The following is a 22,882-nucleotide window of genomic DNA, read 5'->3' as shown; positions in this document are numbered from 1 at the left end:
CGGTGAGCGCCAGCACTGAACTCGATGACGAGGCGGGGATGACGATGACTTCTCAGCTCCAGGCAGCAGCACCGGTTGCGGACTGGGTCCGGATCCCGGATCTGCAGGTCGACCCGTTCCCGATCTATGAACGCCTCCGGGACGAGGGTGGCGTGCACTGGGTCCCGGCGGTCAACCGCTACCTGATCACCAGTTACGAGGCGATCAGTGTCACCGAGCACGATCAGGAGACCTTCTCGGCCAACGAGGAGGGTTCGCTGCAGATCCGGGCGATGGGGCACTCCATGCTCCGCCGCGACGATCCCGAGCACTACGCCGAACGCCGCGCCTGGCAGCCGATCCTGAAGCCCGGTTACGTCAAGCGGGTCTGGTTGTCGATGTATCGCGAGGTCGCCGAGGACCTGCTCGCCGACCTGATCGCCAAGGGGCCCGGTGCCGACCTGCTCTGGGATTTCGCCGCACCGTACGCCGCCGAGACGCTGCGGCGGATGCTCGGCTTGTACAACGCCGACCAGGCCGATCTGCAGCGCTGGTCGCAGACCCTGATCGATGCGACCGGCAACTACGCCGACGACCCGGATGTCTGGGCGGAGGGGGAACGGTCGTTCACCGAGGTGGACACCGCCCTGGACGAGATGCTGGCGTACCACCTCACCCACCGCGACGACTCGCTGCTCTCCGCGCTGTTGTCGATGCCCGGTGAGCGGATGCCGATCGAGAAGATCCGCGCGAACATCAAGATGACGATCGGCGGCGGGCTGAACGAACCCCGCGATGCCCTCGGGGTGGCCGCGCACGCGCTGTTCACCCATCCCGAGCAGCGGGCCGCGGTGCTGTCCGACCCGGGGCTGTGGCCGACCGTGTTCGAGGAGACGATCCGCTGGGTCGCGCCGATCGGCCTCTACTCCCGCCAGGTCACCCGGGACACGGTGCTCGCCGGTACGCCGCTGCCCGCCGGGGCGAAGCTCGGCATCTGCGTGCTCTCCGCCAACCGCGACCGCACCATCTGGACCGATCCGGAGAAGTTCAACATCCACCGCGAGGTGAAGCCGCACCTGGCGTTCAGCAAGGGCGTCCATGTCTGCCTCGGCAACTGGGCCGCCCGCGCCCAGATCGCCGAGGTCGCTCTCCCGCTGCTGTTCACCAGCCTGCGCGGGCTGTCCGCCGACCCCACGCAGCCGGCCACCATGGGCGGCTGGGTGTTCCGGGGCATGCTCACCCTGCCCGTCACCTGGACCTCGACCAGCGGTACGCCCGACTACGGTCTCCGCGCCGACGACGGCGCGGCGCAGGGCACGGCCACCGCCGCGGCCGACGAGCGCCCGGGGCCGAAGGTGGCCGTCATCGGGGCCGGGCCGGCCGGTTGCTTCACCGCCAAGGAGATCCTGCGCCAGGTCTCCGGTTCCTCGGTCGACGTCTTCGACCGGTTGCCGGTCCCCTACGGGCTGCTGCGCTACGGCGTCGCCGCCGACCACCAGGGCACCAAGTCGGTGAGCACGCAATTCGACCGGCTCTTCGCCGACCCCAGGGCGCGGTTCATCGGCAACACCGAACTCGGCCGCGATCTGAGCCTGGACACCCTGAGGCGGAACTACGACTCCGTCGTGCTCGCCAGCGGGCTGGCCACCGATCGGGCCCTGGACATCCCGGGCGCCGACCTGGCGCACGTCTACGCCGCCGGTCCCCTCACCCGGATGCTGAACGGCCACCCCGATGAGGCACCGGGCCACCAGTCAGCCCGCCCGCGGCTCGGCTCCCGGATCGCGGTGATCGGCCAGGGCAATGTCGCCGTCGACATCCTCCGGCTGCTCATCTGCGAACCGGGCGCGCTCGAGGGCAGCGACATCGACGACCTGGTGCACGCACCGCTGCGCGAGGGCATCACCCGACTCGACGTGATCGGCCGCTCGGCGGCGACCGCGGCCAAGTTCGATCCGGTGATGATCCGCGAGCTCGCCCGGGTACCGGGGGTGACCCATGTGCTGCACGGTGTCGAACTGGATGCCACCGAACCGGGCAAGGATGCCAAACTCGATGCGCTGCGGGACCTCGTCGAACCGAGCGCCGGGACCGGCCGGATCGAGCTGCACTGGTGGTTCGGGGCCACGCCGCGAGCGATCCTCGGCACCGACGGCGCGGTGTCCGGGGTCGAGATCGACCAGGCCGGCGAGTCGGTACGCCTGCCCGCCGACTCGGTCGTCACCGCGATGGGTTTCGTCCGCGACCCCGCAGCGATCGCCCGCCAGGGCATCTGCCCGGTCTCACCGATTCCCGGTGACGGCCGGATCGAGGACGGCCTGTTCGCGATCGGCTGGCTCCGGGGCAACGGCCGCGGCACCATCCCCGACCAGCGCGTCGACGCCAAGGCGTTGGCGGCGATGATCGCCGCCGAGGTGCACGCCGGCACGATGAGCACCGGCGCCACCGGAATCGACCCACCCGACCACGCCACCGACTTCGACGGCTGGCGCCGCATCGACCTGCGGGAGCGGCTCGGCGCCGCCGCCGGGCGCTGCCGGGCCAAGCTCACCACCCGGGCGGCGCTGCTCGCGGCGGCCCGCGACGACAGCCTCGATGAGCACCTCACCGCCGCACCGGCCGGCACCGGCCACGCACTGGCTGCCGGGGTACCGGTGACAATCCTGTTCGGCACCGAATCGGGCAATGCCGAACTCGTCGCCGAGGAACTCAGCACCCTGCTCGGGGAATGCGAGGATCTGGTCGTCGCCGACCTCGGTTCGATCGGCCCGGCCGACCTCGACCCGACCCGGTTCCACCTGATCGTCTGCTCGACCTACGGTGACGGTGAGGTCCCCACCTCCGCCGCGGAGTTCCATGCACAGCTGCGGCAGCAACCGATCGATCTCACCGGGGTGCGGTTCGCCATGTTCGGGATGGGCGATGCCAGCTACACCAAGACCTATTCGCGGGGCAGCGAACTGCTCACCGAGGCCCTCGAGGCCCGGGGGGCGACCCGGGTGGGTGAATACGGCCGGCACGACGCCGGCGGGACCGTCCCGGCCGCCGAGGCCGCCGGCGAGTGGGCCGAGGGCGTACTCGGCACCCTGCAGCTCGCCCCCACCTGACGAGACGCCCGCCTGACGAGACCCCGCCGGCGCGGGTCGACCCGGTTCGAAGGACCGCACCGCCTATGGTTCTGCCATGGGACGACCGCTGCTGGACAAAGTGATGCCGGGCGCCTGGCAGGCCGCGCAGGACTATTCGGCCGCGATCCGCGAGGCCGCGCTGGCACACGGGTTGACCGCGCAGGAGACCGAGTTCATCAAGGTGCGCGCCTCCCAGCTGAACGGTTGCACCTTCTGCCTGGACCTGCACTCCCGGCAGGCCCGGCAGTCCGGGATCACCCAGCAGCAGCTCGATCTGCTGCCGGCCTGGCGGGAGGCCGACATCTACACCGAACGCGAACGGGCGGTGCTCGCGATCGCCGAGGCCGCGACGAGACTGCCGATCACCGACGACTCGGACGCCGACCTCTACGCCGCCCACGGCGTACTCGGTGAGGAGACCTTCGTCGCGGCCGAATGGATCGCGGTCACCATCAACGCCTTCAACCGCATCTCGATCCTCAGCGAACACGCCGTCCGGCCGCGCGACGCGGACGGCAAGGTGATCCGAACCCGACCCGAAGGAGCCCACCGATGACCGAGCAGACCGACCAGGCCGAGCAGTTCGAGGTGCAGGACCGCGCCGACGAGCAGCGTTATGTGCTGATCGACCACCGGGCCGACCCGGCGGACCAGGTGATCGGTGAGGAGCTCTACGTCGACACCGAACTCACCGACGGGACCGGCCGGATCCTGGTGCACACCGGGGTCTCCGAGGCCTACGGCGGTCAGGGTCTCGCCGCCACCCTGGTCCGCAGCGTCGTCGAGGACGTGATCGCCAGGGGATACAAGATCGTGCCGGTCTGCCCCTACGTGGTGAAGTGGCTGCCGAAGCATCCCGAGTACGCCGACCACGTCGTCAAGCCGAAGCCGGAGCAGTTGCGCGTGGCAGCCGAGCGGATGGGCTGACGGCAGATGCGGATCGGCGTACCGGCAGAACTGCGGCCCGGGGAGACGATGGTCGCCGCCACCCCGAAGACGGTCGGCCAGCTGATCGCGCTCGGCCATCAGGTCGTGTTCGAGGCCGGTGCCGGCCGGGCGGCCAGACTCCCCGACGAGCAGTACGCCGCAGCGGGCGCCGAACTCGCCGACGCCGACGAGGTCTGGCGCAGCGATCTGGTGCTGAAGGTCCGTGCCCCGCTGCCGGAGGAACTTCCGCAGCTCCGCGAGGGGCAGCTGCTGGCCTGCCTGCTCGACCCGGCCCGCTCCCCCGAACTGCTCGCCGAACTGGCCGACCGCGGTGAGACCGCGCTGTCGCTGGATGCCGTGCCGCGGATCTCCCGGGCCCAGGCGCTGGACGTGTTGTCCTCGATGGCCAACATCGCCGGCTACCGGGCGGTGATCGAGGCCGCGAACAGCTACGGCTCGTTGCTCAACGGCCAGGTCACCGCCGCCGGCAAGGTGCCGCCGGCGCGGGTGTTCGTGGTCGGTGCGGGGGTGGCCGGGTTGGCCGCGATCGGGACCGCGAGTTCGCTCGGCGCCCAGGTCTACGCCTTCGACGTCCGCCCGGAGGTGGCCGAGCAGGTCGAGTCGATGGGTGCGGAGTTCACCCACCTGCCCGGTGCGCAGGATGCCGAGGCATCCAGCGACGGCTACGCCAAGGAGCTGACCGCCGACCAGGAGCAGCGCACCGCCGAGCTCTATGCCGATCAGTCCGCGGCCGCCGACATCGTCATCACCACCGCGCTGATCCCCGGCCGGCCGGCACCGACGTTGATCACCGCCGCCATGGTGGCGGCGATGAAACCCGGCAGCGTGATCGTCGACCTGGCCGCGCCGAACGGCGGCAACTGCGAGCTGACCGTGCGCGATCAGGTGGTGGTCTCCGACAACGGGGTGATCATCATCGGCTACACCGATCTGGCGGGCCGGTTGCCGACCCAGGCCTCCCAGCTGTTCGGCACCAACCTGGTCAATCTGGTCAAGCTGCTCACCCCGGCCAGGGACGGTCAGCTGGTGCTCGATCTCGACGATCCGGTGCAGCGTTCCATGCTGGTCGCCGACCGCGGCGAGGTGACCTGGCCACCCCCACCGGTGACGGTGTCGGCGGCACCGGCTCCGGTGCCCGCCGCGAAACCGGCGCACGAGGTCGAACCGGTACGTCGCGGCCGCGGCCCGGCGCGGGTCGCGCTCGGCACGCTCGGGGTGCTGCTGGCCGTCGGCCTGGCGTTCACCCCGTCGGCTTTCCTGCTCTATTTCACGATCTTCGCGTTGGCGGTGGTGGTCGGCTACTACGTGATCTCGAACGTCACCCACGCCCTGCACACCCCGCTGATGACCGAGACGAACGCGATCTCCGGGATCATCCTGATCGGGGCACTGCTGCAGATCGGTTCGGACAACCTGGTGGTACGGATCCTCGCCTTCATCGCCCTGACCGTGGCCAGCATCAACATCTTCGGCGGCTTCCTGGTGGCGAACCGGATGCTGGCGATGTTCTCGAAGGACTGAGGCAGAAGAATGTCGTTGCTTCCCCTGGACGCCTCCGCGGTGCTGTCCGGCGCCGTTCGCGTGGTCTACATCCTGGCCGCACTGCTGTTCATCCTGGCCCTGGCCGGGCTGTCGAAGCACGAGACCGCGCGCCGCGGCAACGTAGCCGGTGTGGTCGGCATGGTGCTCGCGGTCGGCGCGACCATCGTGCTCGGGTTGCAGCACGCCGACGCCGTCGGTGGTGCCCGCAATGTGCTGATCACCGCGATCCTGATCGCCCTGGCGATGTCGATCGGCGCGGTCATCGGAGCCTGGCGGGCGCGTACCGTGCCGATGACCGGGATGCCGGAACTGGTCGCACTGCTGCACTCCTTCGTCGGCCTGGCCGCGGTGCTGGTCGGCCTGAACTCCTTCCTCAGTGGGGAAAGCAGCGATGCGGTCGGCCTGGTCGAGGTCTTCCTCGGGGTGTTCATCGGTGCGATCACGCTGACCGGTTCGCTGGTCGCCTGGGCGAAGCTGAGCGGGCGGATGAAGTCGGCACCGCTGATGCTGCCGGCCCGGCATCTGCTCAATCTGCTCGGCCTGATCGCCTGCCTCGGCCTGGGCATCTGGTTCGTCGCCGCGCCCGCACTGCTCCCGCTGCTGCTGATGACGCTGATCGCGCTGGCCATCGGCTTCCACCTGGTCGCCAGCATCGGCGGCGGGGACATGCCGGTGGTGGTGTCGATGCTGAACTCCTACTCCGGCTGGGCGGCGGCCGCAGCCGGGTTCATGCTGGAGAACGCGCTGCTGATCGTCACCGGTGCGCTGGTCGGCTCCTCCGGCGCGATCCTGTCCTACATCATGTGCAAGGCGATGAACCGCTCGTTCATCTCGGTGATCGCCGGCGGCTTCGGCGCCGAGGTGACCGCCGGTGGTGAGGACCGCGACTACGGCACCCATCGGGAGATCCAGGCCGCCGAGGTCGCCGAACTGCTGAAGAACTCCAGCTCGGTGGTGATCGCCCCGGGATACGGGATGGCGGTCGCGCAGGCGCAGTATCCGGTGGCCGAACTGACCCGCAGGCTGCGCGAGGCCGGGGTCAGGGTCCGGTTCGCGATCCACCCGGTGGCAGGCCGGTTGCCCGGGCACATGAACGTGCTGCTCGCCGAGGCGAAGGTGCCCTATGACATCGTGCTGGAGCTCGATGAGATCAACGACGACTTCGGCGACACCGACACCGTCCTGGTGATCGGCGCCAATGACACCGTCAATCCGGCCGCCCAGGACGAGCCCGGTTCACCGATCGCCGGCATGCCGGTGCTCGAGGTCTGGAACGCCGCTGATGTGGTCGTCTTCAAGCGCTCGATGGCGCCCGGGTACGCCGGGGTGCAGAATCCGCTGTTCTTCAAGGAGAACACCCAGATGCTCTTCGGCGACGCGAAACAACGCGTCGACGACATCCTCGCCGCCCTCTGACGTTCATCGAGTAGGCCGCCATGCGGAGCGAAGCGGAGCAATGGCGGCTGCGCCACTACCGTTCATCGAGTAGCAGCCCATGCGGAGCCTGCGGAGCAATGGGCTGCGCCACTACCGTTCATCGAGTAGCAGCCCATGCGGAGCCTGCGGAGCAATGGGCTGCGCCACTACCGTTCATCGAGTAGCAGCCCATGCGGAGCCTGCGGAGCAATGGGCTGCGTGTCGAGATGAACCCCTCCCGAGAAGGTTCATCTCGACACGCAATGAACGTGATTGGCACCGCTCAGCCGGCGGAGGGAGAGGCAGGTCAGCAGCCGTCGGGGCCGCAGGCCTCACCGGAGCCGCCGATGTCGATCAGCTGATCGGGACGGTGCGCGTCCCAGGCCTTCTGCAGGGCGGCCTCGAAGACCTCCTGCGGCTGCGCCCCGGAGACCGCGAAGCGGCCGTCGAAGAGGAAGAACGGCACGCCCTGGATCCGCAGCTTCGCGGCGCGCTGCTCGTCGGCGCGCACCTGCCCGGCGTACTCGTCGGAGGCGAGCAGCGAGCGCACCCGGTCGGCGGGCAGTCCGATCTCCTCCCCCAGGCGCTGCAGTTCGGCCTTGTCGCCGACCGCGACGCCCTCGGTGAAGTAGGCCCGCAGCAACCGCTCGTACGCCTCCTGCTGCAGCCCGAGCTCGGCGGCCAGGTGCACCAGCCGGTGCGCGTCGAAGGTGTTGCCGAACCGGGCCTGCTGCCAGTTGAAGGTGAGCCCCAGGGACTCCGCGCGGGCGGCGATCTGACGCTGCGACTGCTCGGCCTGCTCGGCCGGCATCCCATATTTGGCGGCGATCTTGTCGACCAGGCTGCCCTCGACGACCGGTTCGATCGAGGGGTCCAGCTCGAAGCTGCGCCAGCTGATGGTGATGTCGTCGGCGTGCTCGAAGCCGGCCAGCGCGTTCTCCAACTCACGCTTGCCGAGGTAGCAGAACGGGCACACGATGTCGGACCAGATCTCGATCTCCATGATCGGTGCAACCCCGCGCGGCCGAGATTTCTTCCCGGTACGCTCGGCCGACATGAGCAGCGATGTGGTGATCGGTGACGACGGCCTGGCCCGCCCGGCCTGGGCGGCCCGCGATCCGCTGCTGCGGGACTACTACGACACCGAGTGGGGCATGCCGGTGCGCGACGAGCACGGGCTGTTCGAGCGGCTCAGCCTCGAGGGTTTCCAGTCCGGGTTGAGCTGGGCGACGATCCTGCGCAAGCGGGAGAACTTCCGTGCCGCGTTCGCCGGTTTCGACCCGGACCGGGTGGCCGCCTTCGACGACAGCGACGTGGCACGCCTGCTGGCCGACGCCGGCATCATCCGCAACCGGGCCAAGATCCTCGCCACCATTGGCAATGCGGCGGCCACGGTGGCGCTGCGCGCCGACGGTGGACTGGAGGAGTTCATCTGGTCCCACCAACCGGCCGACACCCCGCGGCCGCGTATCCTCGCCGAGATCCCCACCCGGTCGGCCGAATCGCTCGCCCTGTCGAAGGCACTGAAGAAGCGCGGCTTCCGATTCGTCGGCCCGACCACGATGTACGCGCTGATGGAGGCCGTCGGGATGGTCGACACCCACCTGGTCGACTCGCACCGACGCGGCAGCTCGGGGGTCTGGGCCGACCGGTAATCTGTGCCCATGTCGGAACAGAATGCGACCCAGCCCCTCGCCGGCCGGCGGGCGATCGTCACCGGCGGAGCCTCCGGGATCGGCGCCGCGACCTCGCGTGCCCTGGCCGAACACGGTGCGCAGGTGGTGGTCGCCGACCTCAATGAAGCAGCCGCCGAACAGCTCGCCGGGGAGATCTCCGGGGAACCGTGGGTGGTCGACCTGGGCGACACCGGGCAGCTGGAGGAGCTGCGGTTGGAGGCCGACATCCTGGTCAACAACGCCGGCTTGCAGCAGGTCACCCCGATCCAGGACTTCGACCCGGAACGCTGGCGGCTGCTGAACCGGGTGATGCTGGAGGCACCGTTCCTGCTGATCCGGGCCTGTCTCCCCCACATGTACGCCCAGTCCTTCGGCCGGATCATCAACGTGTCGTCGGTGCACGGACTGGTCGCCTCGGCGTACAAATCCGCTTATGTGGCAGCGAAACACGGACTCGAGGGTCTGTCGAAGGTGACCGCACTGGAGGGGGCCGAGCACGGTGTCACCAGTGTCTGCGTGAATCCCGGGTATGCCTGGACCGGGATCGTCGCCAACCAGGTGCCGGATCAGGCGAAGGCGCACGGGATGAGCGAGGACGAGGTGGTGGAGAAGGTGATGCTGGCCCCGCACGCGGTGAAGCGGTTCGTCGACCCGGGTGATCTGGGTCAGCTGATCGCCTTCCTGGCCGGGCCCCACGGCAGCATGATCACCGGCAGCGATGTGGTCGTCGACGGCGGGTGGACCGCGCGATGACCCCGAAGCGGAGCACCGAGACCGAGCGCAAGTTCCGGATCGACGCCGACCAGCCGATCCCCGAGCTGGGTGAGGTCGTCACCCTCGGCAAGCGGAAGACCTATCAGCTGAGCGCGGTCTACTACGACACCCCGGATCTGCTGCTGGCGCGCAATCGCCGCACCCTGCGTCGGCGGACCGGCGGCCATGACTCCGGCTGGCATCTCAAGCTGCCCGGGGACGGTGACAGCCGGACCGAGATGCAGCTGCCACTCACCACCGGCTCGCGGGCCCGCTTGGTGCCCGAGGCGCTGCGCGCGCAGGTCGCGGAGGTGATCGGCGAGGCTCCCCTGGTACCGGTCGTCGAGCTGCGCACCCGGCGCACCGAGATCCAGCTGACCGGGCCCCGCGGCGGTTCGCTGGCCGTGCTCTGCGATGACACGGTGACCGCGACCCGCCGGGGCACCGAGGAGTCCTGGCGGGAACTGGAGGTCGAGCTGACCCGCGGCGATGAGGAGCTGCTGGAGCGGGTCACCGAGGTGCTGGCCGCCGGTGGCGTACCGGTTTCGGCATCGGTGTCGAAGCTGGTGCAGGCGATGGGTGAACGGCTGGCCGAGGCGGAGGAGCCTCCGCGTCCCCGCAAGGCGTCCACGGCCCGGGTGCTCGGTGACTACCTGGCCACCCAGGTCGGGGTGCTGCAGGCGCTGGAACCGCAGGTCCGGGCCGGTGAGGTGGAGCCGGTGCATCAGGTACGCGTGGCGACGCGGCGGCTGCGGAGCACGCTGCGCACCTTCCGGTCGGTGCTGGATCGCGAGGTCACCGATCCGCTGCGCGATGAGCTGAAGTGGTACGCGGGCCTGCTCGGCGCGACCCGCGACCCGGCGGTGCTGGCCGAGCTGCTGCGGGCCGAGGTGGCCGATCTGCCGGCGGCCGCGGTCGTCGGCTCCGTCGACACCCAGCTCGACCGGGAGCTGGCCGAGCAGCAGCAGGCGGCGCATCAGCAGCTCCTCGCAGCGATGGATTCGCCGCGCTACGCCCGGTTGGGCACCGCGCTGATGGAGCTGATCGCCGAACCGCCCTTCGGTGAGTACGCCGGAGCGCGCGCCAAGGGGGCACTGCCCGAGTTCCTGGAGCGCGCGGACCGGCGGGTGCTGAAGGCCTGGAAGAAGGCGCGGAAGAGCGCGGACGAGGCATCCGGTCCGGCCTGGCATCTGGTCCGCAAGCGGGCCAAGGCCGCCCGCTACGCCTGGGAGGCTGCCGCACCCACGCTCGGTGCGGACGCGGCGGAGATCGCGACCGCCTGGAAGCGGGTGACCCAGACCCTCGGCATCGCCCAGGACTGCGCGCTGGTCCGTGAGCAGTTGCCGGGGCTGGCTGCCGCGGCGACCGCTGCCGGGCAGTCGGCATTCACCCACGGGGTGTTGTTCCAACTGCAGTCTGAGCGTGAAGAGACCGCCCGCACCGACGGTGTGCAGGCCCTGCGGGCCGCCCGGAAACTCATCCAGGGTTGAGTTTCCGAGCGACCCGGGACGCCGGTTTCGACCCGATGGCGCCTGCTCAGCCGGCGTCACCAGTGATGAAGTCGGCCAGCACCGCGGGCGCCGAGGCGTCGAAGCCGACCACATCGAGCATGCCCGGGTCGTCGGGTACGGCGATCGTGGAACCGGTTGCGGTCATCCCGACCACGATCAGCTTCGCGTCGATCCCGGTCTGCTCGCGGTAGCGCTGCAGCGCCTGGTGCGGGTGCTCGTTGCCGTACCAGGTCTCGTTGTCGGTGTAGACCACGAAGGCGTCCACCGCCAACTTCTCCCGCAGCGCGTGCTGCATCGGCAGCGCGCAGTCGGTCGCACCCATGGGCACCCGTCCCATGGCCGACAGCGCGTCGTCCAGTCGCTGCCGCGGGGTGACCGGCAACGGCACCAAGCGGTGCGAGAAGCCGAGCAGCTGGTACGCCGACTCGGTCCGGGCGGTGGCCAGCGCCATCGCGGCGGCCGCCTCCCGCGGGGTGATCGGCGTACCCGCGATCTGCCCCCAGCCCATCGAACCGGAGACGTCGACCGCGAGCAGCAGCCGCTTGCCGGTGGGCCGGATCGCGGCGAAGGACTTGTCGAACGCCTGATCCAGGGCATCGACCAGCTGCGGCACCGGCTGCCAGGTGAGCGAGCCACGCACCCCACGCCCGCGGGCGTAGGTGCGCTGCGCGATCAGCACCTGCAGCGGGTGCACCCGGGCCGCCCGCAGCCGATCCGCATCGGTGAGCTGGTCGGCCACCAGCTCGGTGAGCTCACGCCCCTGGCCGAGCACCCCGAGCTTGGTCAGCCGGCCGAGCTGACGCAACAGCGCGGTCATCGGCATCCCCTTGCGGACAAGGGTTTCCCAGACCTCGGGCCGCGCCAGCGCCCGATCCGGGAGCATCTCCCAGGTCAGGTCACCGGCGGTGATCAGCTCGGCCAGTTCGGCACCGGTCGCCTGCTGCGCCGCGGCGTACGCGGCCACCTGCTGCAGCCCGTCGATCCCGGACACGTCGGTGCCACGGACCACCCACTCGAACAGCGCCCGACGGGCCTCGTCGGTGGTGGCCGGGTGGGCCAGCCGGAGCAGGTCACGGTGCGTCCAACCGGCCCGCGAACGGTACTTGACGGTCTGGTACGCGACCTTCTGCAGCGGCTGATCGGCGTACCAGGACGCGACCGCGCGACGCAGCCCACGACCCCAGCCGCGGAACTGCTCGACGTAACCGGTGAACAGGAACAGCTGGGTGCCGGTGCGGGCGATCTCGGGCAGCATCGCCAGCGCCTGCCGACGGTGCGGCTCGTCGCAGCGCGCGGTGGCGGCGGCCAGCGCGAACAGCGTCGGCTGCTGCCGCGGCGCGGCCCCGGACAGCGAGACCTCGCGAATCGTTGCCAGCAAGGAATCCGGGTCATCGGTGCAGAGCCGGAGCAGCACCTCGGCATTGTCGAGCGTGAGCTCGGGCGCGTTGGTGTAGTAGGTGCCCGAGTCGGTACCGAGCACCAGGAACCGGCGCAGCCGGGCCACGTCGTCCAGGACGAAGGTGTAGCCACCCGCGGCGTTCGGCCGCTGATCGGGGTGTGCGGGCATCGCCTGCGGGGTACGCCGCAGGTTGATCAGCTTCAGGATGTCGACCATGGTGGTTCCTCCTCCACGGTGCTCGGTGATTGGTCAATGGTGCTTGGATTGTTGGGCGGTGCGGGCATGGGTGTGACGACCGGAATCCCCGCCGAATGGGCGAGAGTGGAATCGAACCAGGTATGCCAGATAACCGATCATCGTCGGCCCGCACCTGTCGCGAACGGCCGGGCATGGTGATGGCTCCCGGAAGTGAAATGCTCTACCACTGAGCTACGCACCCGAAGGTGGGCGGGAGTCGAACCCGCGGCCTTTTCATCCTGTGACAGAGGTAACCGAGCTCCTCCGGCCCGGCCGCTCCGCGACTCATCCAGTATGAGCCGCACTCCCGGGCCGCGCATCCGATTTATCGCAGCACCCACGTTCATCGAGTAGCCGACCACGCCGAGCGGCCTCCCCCACGTTCATCGAGTAGCCGACCATGCGGAGCGCCAGCGGAGCAATGGTCGGCGTGTCGAGATGAACCGCACCAACCGGTGGCTCCCGTGAAACCACCCTCCGGTGCTCGAAACCCCTGCTGCAGTGGGGGTTTCACGCAAGTAGGGGTGGTTTCACCACGGGCGCTGGCTTCGACTCGCTCGTACCTCGCTCGCTCAACCGGCGTACGGGTTCATCTCGACACGCTCGCTGCGCGAGCTACTCGATGAACGTGGCGGGGCCGCTCGCTGCGCGAGCTACTCGATGAACGTGGTGGGGCGCTCGCTGCGCGAGCCACTCGATGAACGTGGCGGGGGCTCAGCCGCAACCGTCGCAGCCACCGAGGTCGAGGTCGCAGCCGTCGCAGCCGCCGAGGTCGGGGAGGTCGAAACCGTTCGCGGAGTCGACGAAGCTGTCCACGCTGTCGGTGAAGCCGCTCAGCACGTCACCGATCCCGGCGTCACCGATGTCCAGACCGCCGAAGAGTTCCGGCAGGTTGAACAGGTCGAGGTCGCCGTCGGTGAGCAGATCGAACCACATCAGGTCGAACAGCGCGTCGCCGGCGGTGTAACCACCGGCCACCCCGAGCTGGGCCTGGTAGCGCTTCGCGACCTCGCCGAACACCTTCGCCCAGTGGTCCGCGACGCCGAAGACGATCGCGTAGGGCAGATAGCGGCTGAAGATCTCCGAGGCCTCCTCGAAGCGGATCTGATCGGCCTCGGCGGTGGTCAGATACTGCTTGAACCCGCGGGCCTGGATCGCGACCGCGGTCCCGGTGGCGGTGCGCCCGACCCGGGCCCGGCGCCCGACCAGCAGCAGCACCAGGCCGCCGACGACGGCCGCGATCGGGCCGGCCAGCGCCCACCACTCCGCCCGCAGGGTGAGCGCCAGGGAGACGGTGAGCAGCCCCGCGATCAGACCGAGGATGAGCAACAGGGTGCCCCAGATGCGCAGCTTGCCACCGGAGGCGGCGGGATGCCGCGGATACCAGCCGTTGGCGACGACCTGCCGGTAGAGGTCCACCTGGGCCTCGCGCATCGCCTGACCGGCGCCCGCCTGCAGATCGGACATCCGCACCCTGGGTCCGGTGCGGAACAGGCCGCGCAGCAGCGCCGCCTCGAACGGCCGAGCATCGGCCGGCGGATTGGGCAGCGCCTCCAGAATCCAGTCCTGCTTGGCCTTCCGGCCCCTGCCGCGGCCGTCCTGCTGCCCCGCCTCCGGGGCACCCACCGACTGGATCCGCAGGAACCCGCGGACCGCGAGATCGATGATGGTGGCGGTGACATCGCGCATCTCGGCGTGCCCGTCGACGATGGTGCCGACCAGCCCGGGCGCCAGATCGCGCGGCGGCTGGAACTGCACCGCCACCGCCCCGGCGTACTCCCGGCCAGGCCGCACCCGTTCGACGCGGACCGGCTGGCCGGGCGCCGGCAGCAGGCCGGGAGTGGGACCGATGAAGATCTCATCCCGGCTCCGCTGCCAGGCGACGACGGCGACCGTGACGGCGACCAGCAGGAGCAGGACGCCGACGGCGACGATGACCACGTTCACCTACCGGATCATCTCACGACTGGGTCTCGGCCCGATCGTGTTCGCGATGCGCCTCGGCGATCAGCTCCGCGGTCTCCTGCTCGTGATCCTTCACCCAGACCCGCTGCTTCTCATCGAGCTCGCGGAACTGCCGCTCCTCCTCCAGCAGCTTCTGGTAGTTCTTCTCCCGCAGCGCAGGATCGGACTCGTAGTCGGCATCCAGGTACTGCTGGGCATGGCGCCGGGCGTTCTTGGCGATGCTCAGTGCCCGGCCCTTGGGGCTGAGCAGGGAGGCGATCACGGTGACGGCCAGGACGCCGATGATCACGCTCAGCGACAGGCCGGTGGTGATCTCGACGACGTTGACCTTCTCGCCGTCGTTGATGAACGGCACGTTGTTCTCGTGCAGGGCGTGCAGGATCAGCTTGACGCCGATGAAGCCCAGGATCGCGGCCAGCCCGTAGGACAGGTAGATGAGCCGGTCCAGCAGTCCGTCGATCAGGAAGTACAGCTGGCGCAGGCCGAGCAGCGAGAACGCGGTCGCGGTGAACACGATGAAGACGTTCTGGGTGAGCCCGAAGATCGCCGGGATCGAGTCCAGCGCGAAGAGGATGTCGGTGCCACCGATCGCCACCATCACCAGCAGCATCGGGGTGAGCATCTTCTTGCCGTCCTTGACGGTGAAGAGCTTGTCGCCGTCGTACTCGTCGGAGGTGTGCAGGAAGCGGCGCGCGATCCGGATGATGAAGTTGTTGGCCTCATCGTCGTCGTCCTCGTCCTGCGCCTCCTTCTTCAGCAGATTGCCGGCGGTCAGGATCAGGATCAGCCCGAAGAGGTAGAAGATCCAGGCGAAGCTGTTGATCAGCGCGGCGCCGACGGCGATGAACGCGGTCCGGGCGATCAGGGAGAACACGATGCCGAACAGCAGCACCTTCTGCTGGTCCGCGCGCGGCACCTTGAAGCTCGCCATGATGATCAGGAAGACGAACAGGTTGTCCACCGACAACGCCTTCTCGGTCACGTAGCCGGCGAAGTACTCCTGGCCCATGTCGGTGCCGCCGAAGATCCAGACGCCGATACCGAAGAGGATCGCGATGCCGACATAGAGCGCCGACCAGATCGAGGCCTCACGCAGCGTCGGGGTGTGCGCCTTGCGGACATGGAAGAAGAAGTCGAAAAGCAGGAGCGCGACGATGCCGACGATGGTCGCGATCCAGACCCAGGTGGGGACCACAGCTCTCCTCGACCGGCGCGCAGAGGCAGTACGCCACCGGTGTGTCTTGAGTTCGTTGGTCGGCCGTCCGGATGGGGGCCGCTGCCTTCAGCGTGAAGTTGCAGCGGATGTTGACCTGTCAATCATACGCGGGTCATGCCGGGAACGGGCAAATCATGAGGGAATATTCCCCGAACAGCGAGACGGGCCGCCGGGAGGCGTACGCCCCGGTGGCCCGTCGCTGTCGGTTCAGCAGGTCAGCGCCACTGGACCTGCGCCGGGCCGAGGTTGTTCCAGTCCCGGAACTGGTAGAAGATCCAGCCACCCTGGTACTGGACCCCGAACTCGGTGCGCCCGTCCGGCAGATCCTGGACATAGGGGTTCAGCGGGTAGCCGAGCCGGCCGGTCTCCCAGCCGTAGCGTCCCCAGGGCTCCATGAACTCCTGGGGCACGGCCGAGGCAGGGGTCTGCGGCGACCAGTAGATGTGGTCGTTGCCCTCGAAGACCTGTCGGCAGCCACCGTTCTTCATCCCGCAGATCTCGTCGGTGGTCGGGTAGCCGAAGTCCTGCTCCCAACCGTAGCGACCCCACTCCTCGCGGATCGCGCCCTTGACGAAGTGCGCACCGGTGTTGGGCGACCAGTAGATCGAGCCGTTCTGGAACCGCTGGCCGCAGCCACCGGCCCGCAGGCCGCAGAACTCGCCGCTGGTCGGGTAGCCGAGGAAGCCGGTCTCCCAGCCGAGCGATCCCCACTTGTCGGCGATCGCCCCGCGTACCTCCTGGGCGCCGGTCCGCGGGGACCAGTAGATCGAACCCTTGCCGAAGGTCTGGAAGCAACCGCCGTCGCGCAGCCCGCAGTTCTCATCACTGGTCGGGAAGCCGAAGCCGTTCTCCCAGCCGAGCTGACCCCAGCGGTCGAAGATGGAGCCGCGGACGAAGTGCGCACCGCTGCTCAGGCTCCAATAGATCTTGCCGCCCTGGAAGTTCTGGAAGCAGCCGCCGGCGATCCAGCACTGCTCATTGCTGGTCGGGTAACCCAGGAAACCGGTCTCCCAGCCGAGCGAACCCCACTTCTGGGCGATCGCGCCGCGGATCCACTGCGCCCCGGTCTCCGGCGACCAGTAGATCGATCCCTTCTGGAAAGTCTGGAAACAACCGCCGCGGACCAGGCCGCAGTTGAGGTCACCGGTCGGGTAACCGAGGAGCCCGCTGGCTCCCCCGGCCGAGACATAAGTGCCCCAGACCCGTTGGGGCACCACATGGGTGCCACCGGCGGGCGAATAGTAGATGTCCCCGCCCTGGAATCCCTGGAAGCAGCCGTCCTTCATGCAGAACTCGTCGATGGTCGGATAGCCGAGCTCACCGGTCTCCCAGCCCTGCCGGGCCCAGAGATCCTTGATCAGACCGCGGGTGAAATGTGCCCCGGTGGCCTGGGTCCAATAGATCGAGCCGCCCTGGTAGTGCCGGAAACAGCCGCCGTCCTTCAGCCCGCAGGCCAGGCCCATGGTGGGCTGGCCGAGGAAACCAGCGGCACCGCCCAGGTCGGCGTACTTCTGGTCGACCGGATGCAGCGGGGTCGGCGTGGGCGTCGGGGACGGGGTCGGTGATGGTGCCCTTCTGGAAACTCTGCCGGCAGACCGCCTGGGGCGTACCGGAGTTGGTGCAGCTCTCCCCGGAGGTCGGGTAGCCGAAGCGACCGGCCTCCCAGCCGTTCGCACCCCAGTATTCGCGGATCGCGCCCCAGACCGGCCAGGCACCCGAGGGGCCGCTCCAATAGATCGAGCCGCCGGTGAAGGTCTGGAAGCAGCCGCCGGCGATCCAGCACTGCTCATCGCTGGTCGGGTAACCGAGCCGGCCGGCCTCCCAGCCGTTGGCACCCCAGGTGTCCCGGATCGCGCCGCGGATCCAGTACGCCCCGGTGGCCGGGCTCCAATAGATCGAGCCGCGCTGGAATCGTTGCAGGCAACCGTTTCCGGCGAGTCCGCAGTATTCCTGCCCGGTCGGATAACCGAGGGTGCCGTTCTCGAAACCGGTCGCATCCCACTTCTGCCCGATGGCGCCCTTGATCGGGTTGGCGCCGAGCTGCGGGGTGTAGTACATCCGGCCCTCGCTGAACCGCTGCCAGCAACCACCCTCGCTCAACCCGCACATCTCGCCGCTGGTGGGCCAGCCGAGCATGCCGTTCTGGGCGCCGAGGTTGTTCCACCGCTCGGCGATCCGGCCCCAGACCGCGTGCGCGCCGGTCTTCGCGCTCCAACCGATGCTGCCGCCGGTGAACTCCTGCCGGCAGCCGCCGTCGCGCAGGCCGCAGATCTCATCACCGGTCGGATACTTCAGGGTGCTCTGTTCGGCGCCGACGGCCTGGTATTCCTTGCCGATCTCGCCCCAGACCGGGTGCGCATCGGTCGGCAGGCTCCAGTAGATCCGCCCGCCCTGGAACTGCTGGTAGCAGCCGCCACCGGCGAGTCCGCACTGTTCGTCACCGGTCGGGTAGCCGAGCCGGCCGTTCTCCCAGCCGAGCGAACCCCACTTGTCATAGATCCGGCCCCTGACCTGGTGCTCACCGGAGTTCGGCGACGAGTAGACCGCCCCGGTGACGAAGTTCTGGAAGCAGCCGCCGTCGCGCAGCCCGCAGTTGCGCGGGCCGGTCGCCGAACCGTAGCGCGGGTCCCAGGTGAAGCTGCCGGAGCGGCTGAAACCGTTCTGCACGGTCAGCGTGACCGCGGTGCCGTTGCTCGGCGCGGTGAAGGTGAAGCTGCCGTCGGCGGCCACCTGGGCGACGGTCCCGTTCGCACCGTCCACCCGCACGGTGGTACCCGGGGCGATGGTGTCCCCGCGATCCACCGGCACCCGGCCGGTGACCGTGCTGCCCGGCGCGGCGGGCGGCGCGGACGGCGTACCCAGATAGATCTCGATCTGGCGGCCCAGCTGCTGCCGGTAGACGGCCAGATCGGAGCCGAAGGAGTATTCGACACCGCCGTAGTTGCCGCCGGCGCTGAGCACCCCGACGGCCTTCAGCCCGCTGACCATCGAACCGCCGGAATCACCGCCCAGGGTGGTCATCGGGGTCTCGAAGCCGTTCACCCAGCGGACATCGTCGTCACCGCGGAAGCCGTAGACCGCGAACGGCCCGACACCGGTGATCGTGCTGCAGCGCCAGGATCGGCTGGTCCGCCCGGAGTCGCAGACCGGGGCGCCGACGACCGGGGTGACCACCCCGGTGACCTTGGACTGGCCGCCGTAGGTGTCCACCAGCGGCCGGAGGTCCTGCTGGGCGCCGCCGAAGATCGAGATGTCGGTGCCCGCGGTGGACTGGGTGTTGGTGGCGTTGTTGGGCCCGCCGAACTGGGAGAAGGTGCGGTTGCCCAGGAACTGGCTGCGGTCGGCCTCCAACCAGGCCTGATCGACGCTGTTGTCGCGGGTGCAGTGCCCGGCGGTCAGCATCTCCTGCCGACCGCTGGTGTCGAATCCGGCGAAACCGACCGAACAGAGCACCCCCGCCGGGGTACCGACCCAGCCCTGGCCGCCGAGCACCACGGCGCGGCGTTCGGCGGGCCGGCCCGCGCGCACCTCGACCCCCGGGTTCTGCTCGGCGAACTGCTGCGGGGTGACCGCACGACCGGACCGGTTGGTCCGGGCCCGGTCCGGCTGGTCGACGGTGACCGTCCAGCCGTCGGCGGTGACCTGCAGCGCGGCCAGCCCGTCCGGGCCCACCTCGGTGAGGTACTTCTGCAGCATCGGGTCCGCGCTGGCGGCGCGCCGACCGGCGGCGGTCACCCGGGCCCCCTTGGCGCGGGCCGCACCGTCGACCTTGCTGCCGTCACCGGTGACCACGATCTGGCTGCCCTGCAGCACCACCCCGCGATACCCGGGGGTGCCGGCCAGTTGCCGGTCCAGCTCGCTGGCCCGTTCGGCCTGGGCGCCACGCGTCAGGTATTCCTCCCAGCTGATGCCCAGATCGCGGCGGACCGCCTGCTGCAGGGCCGGGTCCGGGCGGTCGGTCGGTTCGGGGGTCGGGGGTGCGGCGTACGCCTGACCGGCGAGACCGGCGGCGAGGGCGCCGGCGGCGGCCAGACTGAGCAGGCCGCGGGCGAACCAGCGGGACATGGGTGACTCCTCGGGAAGCGGGGGGTGGTGTCACCCACAGCCTAGAGCCGGGTTTCGTCGACTGGCGAGGCCTGACCTCGACCCGTCGGTGAGAGTGCGCTCAGCCGGGGGTCAGCTCGCGGGCCGCTTGCGCGGGGGTGCCGGATCGCCGCGCAGCGCGACCAGCGCGGACAGCACGCGTACCCCGATCGCCAGGCACTGCTCGTCGACGTCGAACTCCGGGCGGTGCAGATCGGGCCAGTCCTGCTGGCCGAGGGGGCGTACGCCGAGCCGGCCGAGCGCACCCGGCACCCGCAGCAGCATCTCGGAGAAGTCCTCCCCGCCCAGCGACTGCTCGGTCTCCCCCACCCCGTCGACACCGAGCATGGTGCGCACCGCCTCGGCGAGCCGGGCCGTGCCACCGGGATGGTTGACCGTCGGCGGGATGCCCTCGGAGCGGTCCACCTCGACCTCGACGCCGTAGGGCACGGCCACCTGGGCGATCAGTTCGGGGACCAGATCCCGGGCCCGCTGCCAGCCCTCCAGCTGCAGGCAGCGCAGCGTGCCGGACAGCTCACCGGTGGCCGGGATCGCGTTCGCGGCATTGCCGGCCCGCACCTGACCCCAGACCATCGAGGCACCGACCCGCGGGTCGATCCGCCGCGACAGCAGGGTGGGCACCTCGGTGATCACCGCACCGATCGCCATCACCAGATCGGCCGACAGGTGCGGCCGGGAGCTGTGCCCGCCGGGGCCGATGAAGCGGACCGAGAACCGGTCGCAGGCCGAGGTGATCGCACCGGTGCGCAGCGCGACCCGGCCGACCTCGGTGCGCGGATCGCAGTGCAGCGCGTACACCTCGCGGAGCTCGTCGAGCAGACCCTGGGCGACCATGTCGCTGGCGCCGCCGATGGTCTCCTCCGCGGGCTGGAAGAGCAGGCGTACCCCGCGCTGCAGCAGCCCCTCGTCACGCAGCCGGGCCAGCACCGCGGCGGTACCGAGCAGCACGGTGGTGTGCACATCGTGACCGCAGGCGTGCGCCACACCCTCGTGGGTCGAGCGGTAGGGCACGTCCTTGGTGTCCAGCAGCTGCAGGGCGTCGATGTCGGCGCGCAGCCCGATCCGCGGGGTCCGGCGCTGGCCACGCGGCAGCACGTCGACGTAGAGCCCGGTGGACACGTCCAACCCCTGGGGTTCCAGGTCGAGGGATTCGAGTACGCCGCGGATCCGGGCGGTGGTGCGGTGCTCCTCGCGGCTCGGCTCGGGGTGGGCGTGCATGTCCCGGCGGTAGGCGATCAGCCGTGGTTCCAGCTCGGCGACCACCTCGTCGATCCGGGCGGCCACCGCCGTGGGGTCGGTCCGTTCCCGGCCGGCGCGCGGAGGTTGCTGGTCCTCGATCACCCCGCCACCGGCCGGTGCGGCCGCCTCCTGTTCAGAACGCATCATTCGGTTCGTAGACTCCCCAGACTTCTCGTAACGCATTGCAGACCTCGCCGACGGTGGCCGACAGCCGCAACGCCTCCTTCATCGGGTAGAGCACATTGTCGCTCCCCCGGGCCGCCTCCTGGACGGCCACCAGCGCGGCCTTCACCGCGGCGTCGTCGCGGCCGGCGCGCAGGGTCGCCAACCGGGCCGCCTGCTGCTCCCCGATCGCCGGGTCGACGCGCAACGGCTCGTAACGGTCCTCTTCTTCCATGGTGTACCGATTCACCCCGACCACAACCCGTTCGCCGGAATCGATCTCCTGCGCGATCCGGTACGCCGAGGTCTCGATCTCGTTCTTCTGGAAACCCTGTTCGATCGCCTTCACCGCGCCGCCGAGCTCATCGACCCGCTCGATCAGCTGCCAGGCCTGGGCCTCCACGTCGTCGGTCAGCGACTCCACCACATAGGACCCGGCGAACGGGTCGACGGTCTTGGCGATATCGGATTCGTAGGCGATCACCTGCTGGGTGCGCAGCGCCAGCCGCGCCGACTTGGTGGTCGGCAGCGCGATCGCCTCGTCGAAGGAGTTGGTGTGCAGCGACTGGGTGCCACCGAGCACCGCGGCCAGTGCCTGCACCGCCACCCGCACCATGTTCACCTCGGGCTGCTGCGCGGTCAGCTGCACCCCCGCGGTCTGGGTGTGGAAGCGCAGCATCTGCGACTTGGGGTTCTTCGCACCGAAGCGTTCGGTCATGATCTTCGCCCAGATCCGGCGGGCGGCGCGGAACTTGGCCACCTCCTCCAGGATCGAGGTGCGGGAGACGAAGAAGAAGGAGAGCCGGGGCGCGAAGTCGTCGACCGCCAGTCCGGCGTCGATCGCGGCCTGCACATAGGCGATGCCGTCGGCCAGGGTGAACGCGATCTCCTCCGCCGGTGTGGCACCGGCCTCGGCCATGTGGTAGCCGGAGATCGAGATGGTGTTCCAGCGCGGGATCTCGGCCTTGCAGTAGGCGAAGATGTCCGAGATCAGCCGCAGCGAGGGTTCCGGCGGGAAGATGTAGGTGCCGCGGGCGATGTACTCCTTGAGCACATCGTTCTGGATCGTGCCGGTGAGCCGGGCGGCCGGCGTACCCTGCTCCTCGGCCACCAGCTGGTAGAGCAGCAGCAGCACCGCGGCCGGCGCGTTGATGGTCATCGAGGTGGACACCTCGCCCAGATCGATGCCGTCGAAGAGGATCCGCATGTCCTCGATCGAGTCGATCGCCACCCCGACCTTGCCGACCTCGCCGGCGCTGAGCGGGGCGTCGGAGTCGTGGCCCATCTGGGTGGGCAGATCGAAGGCGACCGACAGGCCCATGGTGCCGTTGGCGATCAGTTCTTTGTAGCGGGCATTGGATTCGGTCGCGGTGCCGAAACCGGCGTACTGCCGCATCGTCCAGGGCCGCTGGGTGTACATCGTCGGATAGACACCGCGGGTGTAGGGGTAGGAGCCCGGCTCGCCGAGCTGGGTCGCGGGATCGAAGTCGGCGAGCGAGTCCGCGTCATAGACGGACTTGAACTCGGTTCCGGATTCGGTCTGACCGCTCATGGGGAGCACCATACTCGCGCCCCCGGCGGTTGAACTCAGGTAACGGCCTGACGGA

Annotated in this window: 15 protein-coding genes and 1 pseudogene; 8 read left to right on the top strand and 8 right to left on the bottom strand. The window is 69.5% G+C overall.

All coding sequences use genetic code 11. The features are described from left to right. Positions 1-2 precede the first annotated feature (2 nt). The 5 genes from BI335_RS17505 to pntB all read left to right on the top strand — a co-directional run bounded on the left by BI335_RS17505 (position 3) and on the right by pntB (position 7,013). Positions 3-3,086, top strand: a complete 3,084-nt coding sequence (locus BI335_RS17505) for a cytochrome P450 (RefSeq protein WP_208109370.1) — start codon at positions 3-5, stop codon at positions 3,084-3,086. Positions 3,087-3,162: 76 nt separating this feature from the next. Beyond that, on the top strand, positions 3,163-3,663 hold the full coding sequence (locus BI335_RS17500) for a carboxymuconolactone decarboxylase family protein (RefSeq protein ID WP_094355956.1): 501 nt from the start codon (positions 3,163-3,165) through the stop codon (positions 3,661-3,663). Beyond that, entirely contained in the window at positions 3,660-4,034 is a 375-nt protein-coding gene (locus BI335_RS17495; protein WP_094427482.1) for a GNAT family N-acetyltransferase, read from the top strand. The genes BI335_RS17500 and BI335_RS17495 overlap by 4 nt, the downstream gene beginning before the upstream one ends. A gap of 6 nt (positions 4,035-4,040) precedes the next feature. Next, the gene (locus tag BI335_RS17490; RefSeq protein WP_094427480.1) at positions 4,041-5,576 is read left to right on the top strand and encodes a Re/Si-specific NAD(P)(+) transhydrogenase subunit alpha; all 1,536 of its coding nucleotides are present in this window, start codon (positions 4,041-4,043) and stop codon (positions 5,574-5,576) included. Between the two features lie 9 nt (positions 5,577-5,585). Then, positions 5,586-7,013 (top strand): Re/Si-specific NAD(P)(+) transhydrogenase subunit beta, encoded by a 1,428-nt coding sequence (gene pntB / locus BI335_RS17485; RefSeq protein WP_094427478.1) that lies wholly within the window; start codon positions 5,586-5,588, stop codon positions 7,011-7,013. Positions 7,014-7,320: 307 nt separating this feature from the next. Here the strand turns inward: pntB and BI335_RS17480 are convergent, their stop codons facing one another. After that, complete coding sequence (locus BI335_RS17480) at positions 7,321-8,016, bottom strand: DsbA family oxidoreductase (RefSeq protein ID WP_094427477.1); 696 nt, start codon at positions 8,014-8,016, stop codon at positions 7,321-7,323. A gap of 52 nt (positions 8,017-8,068) precedes the next feature. Between BI335_RS17480 and BI335_RS17475 the strand changes: the two genes are divergently transcribed. The 3 genes from BI335_RS17475 to BI335_RS17465 are packed head-to-tail and all read left to right on the top strand — an operon-like array spanning position 8,069 to position 10,932. Further along, the gene (locus BI335_RS17475; RefSeq protein ID WP_094427529.1) at positions 8,069-8,668 is read left to right on the top strand and encodes a DNA-3-methyladenine glycosylase I; all 600 of its coding nucleotides are present in this window, start codon (positions 8,069-8,071) and stop codon (positions 8,666-8,668) included. A 9-nt stretch (positions 8,669-8,677) separates the two neighbouring features. Beyond that, positions 8,678-9,442: a 3-hydroxybutyrate dehydrogenase gene (locus tag BI335_RS17470; protein ID WP_094360027.1), complete on the top strand. Its 765-nt coding sequence runs from the start codon at positions 8,678-8,680 to the stop codon at positions 9,440-9,442. Next, positions 9,439-10,932, top strand: coding sequence for a CYTH and CHAD domain-containing protein (locus tag BI335_RS17465; RefSeq protein ID WP_141212394.1), 1,494 nt, complete (start codon positions 9,439-9,441; stop codon positions 10,930-10,932). Before BI335_RS17470 ends, BI335_RS17465 begins: the two co-directional genes overlap by 4 nt. A 46-nt stretch (positions 10,933-10,978) precedes the next feature. Here BI335_RS17465 and BI335_RS17460 read toward each other — a convergent pair whose 3' ends face one another. The 7 genes and pseudogenes from BI335_RS17460 to BI335_RS17430 form a co-directional block, all read right to left on the bottom strand. After that, the gene (locus tag BI335_RS17460; RefSeq protein WP_094432543.1) at positions 10,979-12,568 is read right to left on the bottom strand and encodes a TROVE domain-containing protein; all 1,590 of its coding nucleotides are present in this window, start codon (positions 12,566-12,568) and stop codon (positions 10,979-10,981) included. A gap of 735 nt (positions 12,569-13,303) precedes the next feature. Beyond that, complete coding sequence (locus BI335_RS17455; protein WP_094432540.1) at positions 13,304-14,536, bottom strand: DUF2207 domain-containing protein; 1,233 nt, start codon at positions 14,534-14,536, stop codon at positions 13,304-13,306. Between the two features lie 13 nt (positions 14,537-14,549). Continuing rightward, a complete protein-coding gene (locus tag BI335_RS17450) occupies positions 14,550-15,749 on the bottom strand; it encodes a TerC family protein (RefSeq protein WP_094360015.1) in 1,200 nt (399 codons plus the stop codon). A 236-nt stretch (positions 15,750-15,985) separates the two neighbouring features. Further along, entirely contained in the window at positions 15,986-17,233 is a 1,248-nt protein-coding gene (locus BI335_RS22165; protein ID WP_144009139.1) for a hypothetical protein, read from the bottom strand. 202 nt (positions 17,234-17,435) lie between these two features. Beyond that, positions 17,436-18,758 (bottom strand): annotated as a pseudogene (locus BI335_RS22160) (LGFP repeat-containing protein); the annotation flags it as partial. 1,188 nt (positions 18,759-19,946) lie between these two features. After that, positions 19,947-21,257, bottom strand: coding sequence for an amidohydrolase (locus BI335_RS17435; protein ID WP_094432534.1), 1,311 nt, complete (start codon positions 21,255-21,257; stop codon positions 19,947-19,949). Then, positions 21,247-22,827, bottom strand: coding sequence for an acyl-CoA mutase large subunit family protein (locus tag BI335_RS17430; protein WP_094360007.1), 1,581 nt, complete (start codon positions 22,825-22,827; stop codon positions 21,247-21,249). Before BI335_RS17430 ends, BI335_RS17435 begins: the two co-directional genes overlap by 11 nt. Positions 22,828-22,882 lie beyond the last annotated feature (55 nt).

The organism is Enemella evansiae (assembly GCF_002250705.1).
Lineage (GTDB): Bacteria > Actinomycetota > Actinomycetes > Propionibacteriales > Propionibacteriaceae > Enemella > Enemella evansiae.
This window is presented reverse-complemented; position numbering and strand designations above follow the sequence as displayed.

Bases quoted from the DNA above. Each gene is read 5' to 3' on its own strand.
- BI335_RS17435 (WP_094432534.1), bottom strand. From the start codon at position 21,257: ATGCGTTCTGAACAGGAGGCGGCCGCACCGGCCGGTGGCGGGGTGATC.
- pntB (WP_094427478.1), top strand. From the start codon at position 5,586: ATGTCGTTGCTTCCCCTGGACGCCTCCGCGGTGCTGTCCGGCGCCGTT.
- BI335_RS17495 (WP_094427482.1), top strand. From the start codon at position 3,660: ATGACCGAGCAGACCGACCAGGCCGAGCAGTTCGAGGTGCAGGACCGC.
- BI335_RS17460 (WP_094432543.1), bottom strand. From the start codon at position 12,568: ATGGTCGACATCCTGAAGCTGATCAACCTGCGGCGTACCCCGCAGGCG.
- BI335_RS17465 (WP_141212394.1), top strand. From the start codon at position 9,439: ATGACCCCGAAGCGGAGCACCGAGACCGAGCGCAAGTTCCGGATCGAC.
- BI335_RS22165 (WP_144009139.1), bottom strand. From the start codon at position 17,233: ATGGGCCTGGCCTGCGGGCTGAAGGACGGCGGCTGTTTCCGGCACTAC.
- BI335_RS17500 (WP_094355956.1), top strand. From the start codon at position 3,163: ATGGGACGACCGCTGCTGGACAAAGTGATGCCGGGCGCCTGGCAGGCC.
- BI335_RS17475 (WP_094427529.1), top strand. From the start codon at position 8,069: ATGAGCAGCGATGTGGTGATCGGTGACGACGGCCTGGCCCGCCCGGCC.
- BI335_RS17470 (WP_094360027.1), top strand. From the start codon at position 8,678: ATGTCGGAACAGAATGCGACCCAGCCCCTCGCCGGCCGGCGGGCGATC.
- BI335_RS17480 (WP_094427477.1), bottom strand. From the start codon at position 8,016: ATGGAGATCGAGATCTGGTCCGACATCGTGTGCCCGTTCTGCTACCTC.
- BI335_RS17490 (WP_094427480.1), top strand. From the start codon at position 4,041: ATGCGGATCGGCGTACCGGCAGAACTGCGGCCCGGGGAGACGATGGTC.
- BI335_RS17430 (WP_094360007.1), bottom strand. From the start codon at position 22,827: ATGAGCGGTCAGACCGAATCCGGAACCGAGTTCAAGTCCGTCTATGAC.